This window comes from Streptomyces sp. NTH33, assembly GCF_003236365.1.
Classification (GTDB): Bacteria; Actinomycetota; Actinomycetes; order Streptomycetales; family Streptomycetaceae; genus Streptomyces.
Window position 1 is genome coordinate 1 of the sequence record NZ_POTZ01000465.1, and the last position, 5,361, is coordinate 5,361.

The window sequence follows — 5,361 nt, forward strand, 5'->3', positions numbered from 1 at the left end:
TCCCACCCCCCCCCTTCCGAGGAAGGCCCTTCGGGCCCTTTTTGATCTCCGGTGTGCACGACGAACGTCCAGTACGCTCCCCGCTCGCCCTCCAGCAGCCGCCGGAACAGCGCCAACGCGTCGGCCCGCCCGAACCCCGGGATCCGGCCCTCGTACGTCCGGCGGATCACGAAGTTCGCGCCCTCGCCCGCGCCGATCTCCTCGCGCAGCACACGCCCGACGATCCGCGCGTACTCCTCGTCGCCCACGTCGAAGCCGCCGCCCTCCACGCGCACCCCGTGCGCGGGCAACTGCTCCAGCGCCTCGGCGAGCGGGAGGGCGTACGTCTCCTCGGGCGTCAGCACCAGCAGCGGCGTGCCGTCGTCGCGCACGTCGAAGCCGCGCTCCCGGATCTGCCGGAACGGGACCAGCGCGAGGCCCTCGTCGGGCAGCTCGGCCAGGCGGTCGCGGGCGGTCACCGGGCCGAGCAGCACCTCGACCAGATCGTGGTCGTGCCCCGGGGCGCGGCGGCGGAGCAGGGCGAAGGGGCGGGGATCGTGCAACAGCCGTACCAGATCCATGGGTCGGTTCCTCTTCCGTCGATGTTTCCGTCGATGTCGGTGAGGAACGGCCCGAGCGCCCGAAACGCCGAAGACCGCCCCTCGGGCGGCCTTCGCGAAGTGTGGGATGCGCGCAGTCGGCGGGCCGCCTAGGAAGCGGTCCACCACCAGTTCTGGTTCAAGTGCGCGCGCATGGACATGCCCGCACCCTACCGCACGCACGAGGTCGCCCGGACGCACCACACGGCGGTTTCCGGGCCGGGCGGCTGGTGGAAGGTCGCACATGCTGCGCCCGACCGAGGAGTACGTCATGTCCGTACCGCGTTTCCCGCGATCGTCACCCCCGGCACGGCGGGCGCTTGCCGCGCTGGCCGCCTGCGCGGTCCTCGGGGCCGGTTCGCCGGCCGCCGCCCGCACGGCGTCCGATGACGCCACCAGGACGGTGGGGTACCGCGGTCACACGTTCACCGTTCCGGCCGACTGGCAGGTCGTCGACCTCGGAAAGGATCCGGCGGCCTGCGTCCGCTTCGACCGGCATGCCGTCTACCTCGGCGAGCCCGGGGAGCGGCAGGACTGCCCCGCCCGCGCCACCGGGCGCACCGAGGCCCTATGGGTGCAGCCCGCGGCGGCGACGAAGGCCTCCGTCACCGAGGACCGTACGTCCCGCGTCTTCCGGGCGACGGCCGCCAACGAGGGAATTGCGGTCACGGCGCCGTACGGCGAGGACCGCGCGACCATCCAGCGGGTGCTGGGCAGCGCCGGGCTGCCGGTCGCCGCCGCCCGCGCCGAACGGCCGGGCGGGACACCCCCCGCCCTCGCCGTGCCCGCCGGCGCGACCGCCTACCGGGGCAGGGGCTTCGACACCTGCACCGCCCCGAGCCGGACGGCCATGAACGCCTGGAGGGCCGGCTCGCCCTACCGGGCCGTGGGCATCTACATCGGCGGCGTCAACCGGGCCTGCGCCCAGGCCGGGCTGACCTCCGAGTGGGTGCGGACCCAGTACGCGGACGGATGGCGTTTCTTCCCGCTCTACGTCGGCCCGCAGCCCGCCTCCGGTGCCGGCAGCTGCCAGAACCGCTGCGTGTCCATCACCGACCCGGAGCCGCAGGGCAGGGCCGCCGCCGAGGACGCGGTCGCCCAGGCCGCCGCGCTCGGTCTGGAGAAGGGCTCGGTGCTCTACAACGACCTGGAGCAGTACACGCGCGGCGGCGCCCTCACCACGCGGGTCCTCGGCTACCTGGGGGCGTGGACCGAGCGGCTGCACGAGCTGGGCTACCGCTCCGGCGCGTACGGCGGCGTCTCCTCCCTGGTCCCCGACCTGGTCGGCAACACCGCCAAGGCCACCCTCCCCGACGTGATCCACTTCGCGCACTGGAACGGCGAGGCCACCACCGACCACCCGAGCCTGCCCGCCACGATGTGGGCGGACCGGCAGCGCATCCACCAGTACGCGGGCGACAGGACCGAGACGTACGGCGGAGTGACCATCAACATCGACCGCGACCAGCTGGACGTCGGCACCGGCACGTGACCGGCACCTGTCTCACGCCGCCTGTCTCGCCCCGCCTGTCTCACACCATCTGTCTCATTTGATGAGCGGAAGAGCAGGTCCGCGAGGCGAACCCGTAGTGTGGAGAACGTGACCGTGAACGCTAAGACCAGCGCGAGCGCCGGCAACACCTGGCGAAACCTGCCCGCGGCGCAGCAGCCCGAGTACCCCGACCCCGAGGCTCTGCGCGCAGTGATCGCGGACCTCGAGTCGTATCCGCCGCTCGTCTTCGCGGGCGAGTGCGACCAGCTGCGCGCCCGGATGGCGGCCGTCGCCAGGGGAGAGGCGTTCCTCCTCCAGGGCGGCGACTGCGCCGAGGCGTTCGACGCGGTGTCCGCCGACCACATCCGCAACAAGCTCAAGACCCTGCTCCAGATGGGCGCCGTGCTCACGTACGCCGCCTCGGTGCCGGTGGTGAAGGTCGGCCGGATCGCCGGCCAGTACTCCAAGCCGCGCTCCAAGCCGACCGAGACCCGCGACGGCGTGACGCTGCCGACCTACCGGGGCGACTCCGTCAACGGCTTCGAGTTCACCGAGGCCGCCCGCGTCCCGGACCCGGAGCGGCTGAAGCGGATGTACCACGCCTCCGCCTCCACGCTGAACCTGGTGCGCGCCTTCACCACCGGTGGCTACGCCGACCTGCGCCAGGTGCACGCCTGGAACCAGGACTTCGTGAAGTCCTCCCCGTCCGGCCAGCGCTACGAGCAGCTCGCCCGGGAGATCGACAACGCGCTCAACTTCATGCGGGCCTGCGGCACGGACCCGGAGGAGTTCAAGACGGTCGAGTTCTTCTCCTCGCACGAGGCGCTGCTGCTCGACTACGAGTCGGCGCTGACCCGCGTCGACTCCCGCACCGGGCGGCTGTACGACGTCTCGGCGCACATGGTGTGGATCGGCGAGCGCACCCGGCAGCTGGACCACGCGCACATCGAGTTCGCCTCGAGGATCCGCAACCCGATCGGCGTCAAGCTCGGCCCGACCACGACGGCCGAGGAGGCGCTGCGGTACATCGAGCGCCTCGACCCCGAGCGGGAGCCGGGCCGGCTGACGTTCATCGTCCGCATGGGCGCCGACAAGATCCGCGACCGGCTCCCGGAGCTGGTGGAGAAGGTCACGGCCTCGGGCGCGACCGTGGCCTGGGTGACCGACCCGATGCACGGCAACACCTTCGAGGCGGCCTCCGGCCACAAGACCCGCCGCTTCGACGACGTGCTCGACGAGGTCAAGGGCTTCTTCGAGGTGCACAAGGCGCTGGGCACGCACCCGGGCGGCATCCACGTGGAGCTGACCGGTGACGACGTCACCGAGTGCGTGGGCGGCGGCGACGAGATCTTCGTCGACGACCTGCACCAGCGCTACGAGACGGCCTGCGACCCGAGGCTGAACCGCAGTCAGTCCCTGGACCTGGCGTTCCTGGTCGCGGAGATGTACCGGGACCAGTGAGGCGGCCGCCTCTTCGGGGCGTGTGAAGAGGGGCGCGGATCGCATGCGATCCGCGCCCCTCCCGCCTTGTGCGCCTCCGGTGCGGAAGGTGAGGTCGGGCTCGGCCCACCGGGCTCGCCCCACCGGGCTTGTCCAGCACCTCCGAGGGCAGGCTGCGCCGCATGATGTCGCCGGCGCACCCCACCGTCCATCAAGTGGCGACTTGGCGGTATTTGCCCTGATCGGCCCAGGGCTGGTCATGTGCACCCTCTTCCGTCTGTCAGGATGGAGTCATGGGTCAGCCGGTGGAACGCGCGTCCGGGAACGCGTCTGGAGCAGTGCCGTCAGGAGCGGCACAACCGGAGCTTCCGCCGGGACAGCGACCGCAGCGGGGCTGGCCGGTCACGCACTACGGGCCGGTGCCCAAGTTCCGGCCCGAACGCTGGGACTTCCGGGTCTTCGGCGCCACCGCCGACGGCGAGAAGCGCTGCTGGACCCACGAGGAGTTCACGGCCCTGCCCTACACCACCGTGGTGGCCGACCTGCACTGCGTCACGAGGTACAGCATGCTCGGCGCCGAGTGGGGCGGCATCCCGGCCCGCACGATCCTGGACCTCGTCCCGCCCGCCCCGGACGTCACCCATGTGATGGCGTGGGCGGAGTACGGCTACAGCGCCAATCTGCGCCTGTCCGACTTCGCCTCCGAGCACACCCTCTTCGCCACCCACAAGGACGGTGAACTGCTCACCGCCGAGCACGGCTTCCCGCTCCGCCTGATCGTCCCCCACCTGTACGGCTGGAAGGGCCCCAAGTGGGTGCGCGGCGTGGAGTACATGACCGCCGACCGCCGCGGCTTCTGGGAGGAGCGCGGCTACCACAACCTCGGCGACCCGTGGAAGGAGCAGCGGTACTCCTACCAGGAGGAACCGGGGGACGGGCCGGAGCTGTGACGCCGGGGCCGCTCAGCCGTCCCTGAGCTTCTTCAGCCGGGCCACGTCCGCCGCGTGGCCCTCCTTGCCGCCCGGGGTCTCGATGATCAGGGGCACGCCCTCGGTGGCGGGGTGGGCCATCAGGGCGCGGAAGGGGTCCTCGCCGATGTGGCCGGCGCCGATGTTCTCGTGCCGGTCCTTGTGCGCGCCGGCCACGTCCTTGGAGTCGTTGGCGTGGATCAGCCTCAGCCGCCCCTCGCCGACCGTCTCCACCAGCTGGTCCAGCGTCTGGTGCATGCCGTCCGGGCCGGTCAGGTCGTGCCCGGCGGCGAAGATGTGGCAGGTGTCCAGGCACACGCCCAGCTTCGGATGGGCGTCCAGCGCCTCGAAGTATGGCCCGAAGTCCCAGGTGCGGGAGCACAGGGAGGCGCCCTGACCCGCGGTCGACTCGAGGAGCAGGTACGGGTCGTCGTCGTGGGTGAGCTCGTCGAGCAGCGGCAGCAGGTGCTCCCGTACCTGCTTCAGCGCCACCGACCGGTGCCGGCCGCCGGTCGCGCTCCCGGTGTGCACGACGACGCCCAGCGCGCCGATCTCCCGCCCGCGCCGCAGCGAGTGCCGCAGCGACTGGACCGACCGCTCCACGGTCGCCTCGGTGTGCGAGCCGAAGTTGATCAGATAGGGCGCGTGGACGTACGCCGGGATCGACTCCGCGGCGCAGGCCGCGCGGAACTCCTCGTCCTGCCGCGGACTGCCGGCGGGCGTGGCCCAGCCGCGCGGGTTGGCGACGAAGACCTGCACGGTCTCGGCCCGCAGCTCACGGGCGTAGGACAGGCCCACCGAGTGCAGCCCGCCGGCGACGGGCACATGGCTGCCGACGGGGTTGCGGGCGGGCTGCACTCGGTGGGCCTGTCCTACGCCCGTG

General features: G+C 72.1%; 4 protein-coding genes and 1 pseudogene. 3 read left to right on the forward strand and 2 right to left on the reverse strand.

Annotated elements, in window-relative coordinates:
* A pseudogene (locus C1I97_RS30535) lies at positions 1 to 560 on the reverse strand (phenazine-specific anthranilate synthase component I); the annotation flags it as partial.
* Positions 561 to 849: 289 nt separating this feature from the next.
* On the opposite strand from C1I97_RS30535, the gene C1I97_RS30540 reads away from it, so the two are divergent.
* The 3 genes from C1I97_RS30540 to C1I97_RS30550 all read left to right on the forward strand — a co-directional run bounded on the left by C1I97_RS30540 (position 850) and on the right by C1I97_RS30550 (position 4,460).
* Complete coding sequence (locus C1I97_RS30540; protein ID WP_111006332.1) at positions 850 to 2,070, forward strand: glycoside hydrolase domain-containing protein; 1,221 nt, start codon at positions 850 to 852, stop codon at positions 2,068 to 2,070.
* Between the two features lie 108 nt (positions 2,071 to 2,178).
* Positions 2,179 to 3,531, forward strand: a complete 1,353-nt coding sequence (locus C1I97_RS30545) for a class II 3-deoxy-7-phosphoheptulonate synthase (RefSeq protein ID WP_111006333.1) — start codon at positions 2,179 to 2,181, stop codon at positions 3,529 to 3,531.
* 272 nt (positions 3,532 to 3,803) lie between these two features.
* Positions 3,804 to 4,460: a sulfite oxidase-like oxidoreductase gene (locus C1I97_RS30550; protein ID WP_111006330.1), complete on the forward strand. Its 657-nt coding sequence runs from the start codon at positions 3,804 to 3,806 to the stop codon at positions 4,458 to 4,460.
* A 12-nt stretch (positions 4,461 to 4,472) separates the two neighbouring features.
* Here C1I97_RS30550 and C1I97_RS30555 read toward each other — a convergent pair whose 3' ends face one another.
* On the reverse strand, positions 4,473 to 5,336 hold the full coding sequence (locus C1I97_RS30555) for a deoxyribonuclease IV (RefSeq protein ID WP_111006331.1): 864 nt from the start codon (positions 5,334 to 5,336) through the stop codon (positions 4,473 to 4,475).
* Positions 5,337 to 5,361 lie beyond the last annotated feature (25 nt).